The organism is Chitinophaga sp., from assembly GCF_036566945.1.
In the GTDB taxonomy this organism is placed as follows: Bacteria; Bacteroidota; Bacteroidia; order Chitinophagales; family Chitinophagaceae; genus Chitinophaga.
The window spans coordinates 1-4,447 of the sequence record NZ_DATCVJ010000248.1 but is presented as its reverse complement, the minus strand read 5'-3'; the positions used below and the strand labels follow the sequence as shown (position 1 = coordinate 4,447).

The following is a 4,447-nucleotide window of genomic DNA, read 5'->3' as shown; positions in this document are numbered from 1 at the left end:
AAAGAATGAGAGTAACCAAATTGCGTGCTTATCTCAGTGCCGACAACCTGTTTACCATTACCAATTACACCGGCTTTAACCCGGATATCGGCAGAACCGGCAGCATTCTGGAAAGAGGTGTAGACTTCGGCCACGTTGCTTATCCGCTCGCGCGTGTATTTTCTGTAGGCCTGCAACTGTCATTGTAAAAATTAAAAATTCAACGTATGAAAAAGATATTGATCACGGTCGCGGCTACACTGGTACTTGCCAGCTGCTCCCGCGATACGCTTGAACTAACAAACCCGAATAAAATCACTACAGATACCTATTGGAAAAATGAGGCTGATGTGAAAAGCGCACTGGCCGCCACTTACGGACTCTTTAAAAACGTGGATGGCGGATATTGGGGCGTGCGTGGCGTAGAATTATCCAATGGCCGCGGAGATGATTTCTTCATCCGCAATGACGTAAGCTATCTGTATCAATTAGCCACTTTTACCAACACCCCGGATAATGCGGCGGCTACAAACGTGTTTAATACCTCCTACAGGGCTATTTTCCGCGCCAATCAAATCATGGAGAACATTGACAAGGCCGGCTTGTCGGACGACAAGAAGAAGGCTTATATCGCCGAAGCCAAATTTCTGCGGGGACTGAATTATTTTATCCTGGTCGTTAACTTCGGTGATGTGCCCATTCGTACCACCGTTCCTGTTGAGAAAGAAGAATACTTTGTTGCCAAATCTCCAGAGGCGGATGTATGGGCGCAGGTAGTGAAAGACTTCACAGAAGCAGCGGCAGACTTGCCACTGGTTTATGCTGCAGCCGACAGAGGCCGTGCCACCAAAGGTGCCGCACTGGGTTTTTTAGGCAAAGCTTATGTGTATATGAAAGACTGGAACAACGCGGCTACCACCCTCAAACAGTTGACAACAACACCTTTTAACTACCATCTTACCACCGACTACGGCGATAATTTCATTGCAGCACAGGATAACAACGCCGAATCGCTGTTTGAAATTCAGGTGAGTGACGTGGGCGGTACCAACCCCTGGGCAGGTGAAAATGCAAATGAGGCCCTGGGTGTTACCACCGCACAGGAATTTGCACCATCAGAAGTAGCCGGATGGTTTGAAGTGAGTCCGACAGATAAACTGTTCAACGAGTTCCAGGTAGAAAAAACGGTAGCCAATGAGTTGGACCCCCGCATGTATGCAACCCTCTTCTGGGATTATCCGGGTGCGGTGTTTTATAAAAAGCCATTCTCTGCTTTTACGCTACAGTTTTCGTATAAATCCATGTACAAAAAATACCAGAACTATCTGCAGGACAACGAACTGTCAGGCAGCAGCGGTGCTGCTAACTACGCCTCCAGTATTAACGAGCGCGCACTCAGGTATGCAGATGTAGAACTGCTGCTGGCAGAAGCACTGGCCATGCAGAGCAAAACCGGCGAAGCCTATCCATTTTTGCAGGATGTGAGATCCCGGGCTAAACTGGCCGCACTGAATACCGCGCTGGGAAAAGATGCCATGATGGCTGAAATCAGGCACCAGCGCCTGTTGGAATTTGCCCGCGAAGGACAACGGTTTTATGACCTGAAACGTTGGGGCTTACTGCAACAGGAAATGACCGCCAGTGATAAAGTGGGCCGGCAATATTTTATAGCCGGAAAACACGATTATTTCCCGATTCCCCAGGCAGAGATAAATGCCAATCCGCTGATGGTGCAGAATGACAAGTGGAAATAGATAGCGATAGGTACTAAAAAATAGAGAAAAGGGTGTTTCAAAAGCAATTTTGAGCATCCTTTTCTCATTTTTATCAACAGGTCAAACCTGGCCAGGTGCTATGAGTCTTTTGTTATTCGCCCATTATCCAATAAATTTGCCGGCTATAACTACATCAACATGAGGATAGCGATTAATGGTTTTGGGCGAATTGGCAGAATATTTTTACGCATGATATTGGAAAAGACAGGCATTGAGGTAATAGCTATCAATGACCTGGCAGATACGCCAACATTGGCGCACCTTTATACTTACGATTCTGTGCATGGGCCATATAAAGGGGAAGTAAGCGCTACCGCCGACACCCTCGTGATCGACGGGAAATCAATCCGTGTTTTGGCAGAGCGTGATCCGTTGAAGTTGCCATGGGCCGAACTGGGGATTGACCTGGTGATTGAATCTACCGGTAAATTCACCTCTAAAGCCGCCGCAGAACTGCATTTGCAGGCAGGCGCCCAACAGGTGATTGTATCAGCGCCGTCGCCGGATAAAGATATTCCTACCGTCGTATTAGGCGTGAACGATCATTTAGTGGATCTGACCTCACCGGTATTATCCAATGCATCCTGTACCACCAACAATGTGGCGCCTATGGTAAAAGTGCTGGATGATAACTGGGGAATCGTAGACGCCTACATTACCACAGTGCATTCCATGACCGGAGATCAAAACCTGCATGATGCACCACATAGAGATCTGCGCAGAGCGCGTGCGGCATCAGCTTCCATTATTCCTACCTCCACCGGCGCTGCAAAAGCCATCACCACTATATTTCCGCATTTAGAAGGTAAAATGGGCGGGGCAGGTATACGTGTACCTGTACTAAATGGTTCACTGACCGATTTTACCTGTATCCTGAAAAAACAACCCCAAAGCGTAGCTGAAATAAATGCCAAATTTAAAGAAGCTGCTGACTCCTCCATGAAAGGCGTGTTGAAATATACAGAAGCCCCCATCGTATCTGTAGATATCATTGATAGTCCTTATTCCTGCACTTTCGATGCGTTATTGACCTCTATTGTAGGCGATTTGGTAAAAGTAGTGGGCTGGTATGATAATGAGTTTGGATATTCCAACCGCCTGGCAGATCTGGTAGTACGCATCGCGGCACTTAAACGTAATTGAACGTAGTGGGGTGGTTCGGGCTATGATTGCTTTTTACTAGAGCAACAGGTTCAAGGTAAGAATGCCGGCGCTGATATCAGCTGCGGTAACAATTTTGAATACTTCTGAGTTAAACCCGGTACCAATTACGTAGCCATATGCATGTATCTCGTCGCCCGGAGCCACCTGCCATATAAGCGTTTGCTGCTCATAATTGTAGCACTGCACCTGTACACGTAAAATGGGGGCGCCAACCTGGTAAACATAAGCGCCACTAATCAAAGTTTGTCCCAATACGGAGCATACACTAATCGGTAATCCCAGCAGGGTAACTACATTTACATGTACTGCTATGGGCGTGAGACGTTTGGCAGCATCATAGTTGGAGAAATTTTTACTCATATACCATAATGAGTTGCTGCCGGCAGCAGCGTTAGCACTGCCCATGGCAAAACATAGGGCGACTAATAAAAAAATAGTCTGTATTTTTTTCATCACTGAATAGTTTTTAAGTAACGGTTATCTATTTTCATGTAGGAATGCAAATGGTAGTCGAATGGTCTGAACAAAACTCATTACTGAAGCAGCAGGTTCACCGTAACCGTGCCGGCACTAATATCTGCTGTGGTAACGGTATGTTGGGCGTATATATTAAATCCTGTACTGAGTACATATCCCCACGCTTCTATCACGTCGCCTGCTGCAACGTCCAATATAACCGGCTGTTGCTGATAGTTGGAGCACTGAATGGGTATGGAAATGATAGTAGGCTCTAACTTGTAAACCAAAGGACTGGTGATCAAAGTTTGCCCTAATGCGGAGCATATCTTAACAGGTACGCCCAGCAAGGTTACCACATTTACACTCACAGATATAGGTGAAAGACGCGCGGCGGCAGTATAATTGGAGAAACTTTTACTCATATACCATAATGAGTTGCTGCCGGCAGCGGCGTTAGCACTGCTCATGGCAAAACACAGGGAGGCTACTAAAAAAAGTGTCTGTATTTTTTTCATTATTGAATACTTTTGAAGAATTGATAATAGGCAGGCGTCCGGATTACCCGGAATAAAGATATAAACAGATACGGAACAGAGACGGCAGTGGGCAAGGGTATACAGATAATTTTAACCCGACTTTAGTCGAACAACAACGATGCGGAATGAAGAAAATCATTTTAAATTTAGCCGTCACTTTAGACGGATTTATTGAAGGACCTAATGGAGAAATTGATTGGTGTATTATGGACGATGACATGGATTTTGGTAGTTTTCTATCCAGCGTAGACACCATCTTTTACGGAAGGGTAAGCTACGATGCCTGGGGAAATTTTCAGCCGGAAACTACGGCCAGCCCGGCTGAGGAAGAGATGTGGCAAACCATACATGCCAAAAGTAAATTTGTTTTTTCGAGTCAGAACAGACAGGACGATAAGGCTACATTCATCAGCGCTGATATATCCAACAAGGTGGCTGAAATTAAACAGCAGGGAGGTAAAGATATTTGGCTCTACGGTGGCGCCAGTCTTATCAAAACGTTTATACAGGCAGGTCTGATTGACGTATATAAAG

Annotated in this window: 6 protein-coding genes; 4 read left to right on the top strand and 2 right to left on the bottom strand. The window is 45.9% G+C overall.

The genetic code is table 11. The features are described 5' to 3' along the window. The 3 genes from VIP81_RS07290 to gap all read left to right on the top strand — a co-directional run. Positions 1–188 (top strand): hypothetical protein (locus tag VIP81_RS07290; RefSeq protein ID WP_331957905.1); only part of this gene is annotated, 188 nt, incomplete at its 5' end. An 18-nt stretch (positions 189–206) separates the two neighbouring features. Beyond that, positions 207–1,733, top strand: a complete 1,527-nt coding sequence (locus VIP81_RS07285; RefSeq protein ID WP_331957903.1) for a RagB/SusD family nutrient uptake outer membrane protein — start codon at positions 207–209, stop codon at positions 1,731–1,733. 153 nt (positions 1,734–1,886) lie between these two features. Further along, on the top strand, positions 1,887–2,897 hold the full coding sequence (gene gap, locus VIP81_RS07280) for a type I glyceraldehyde-3-phosphate dehydrogenase (RefSeq protein WP_349258193.1): 1,011 nt from the start codon (positions 1,887–1,889) through the stop codon (positions 2,895–2,897). Between the two features lie 36 nt (positions 2,898–2,933). Here gap and VIP81_RS07275 read toward each other — a convergent pair whose 3' ends face one another. Both VIP81_RS07275 and VIP81_RS07270 read right to left on the bottom strand, forming a co-directional pair. Further along, positions 2,934–3,371: a hypothetical protein gene (locus VIP81_RS07275; RefSeq protein WP_331957899.1), complete on the bottom strand. Its 438-nt coding sequence runs from the start codon at positions 3,369–3,371 to the stop codon at positions 2,934–2,936. 80 nt (positions 3,372–3,451) lie between these two features. Next, on the bottom strand, positions 3,452–3,892 hold the full coding sequence (locus VIP81_RS07270) for a hypothetical protein (protein ID WP_331957897.1): 441 nt from the start codon (positions 3,890–3,892) through the stop codon (positions 3,452–3,454). Positions 3,893–4,038: 146 nt separating this feature from the next. On the opposite strand from VIP81_RS07270, the gene VIP81_RS07265 reads away from it, so the two are divergent. Further along, positions 4,039–4,447 (top strand): dihydrofolate reductase family protein (locus VIP81_RS07265; protein WP_331957896.1); only part of this gene is annotated, 409 nt, incomplete at its 3' end.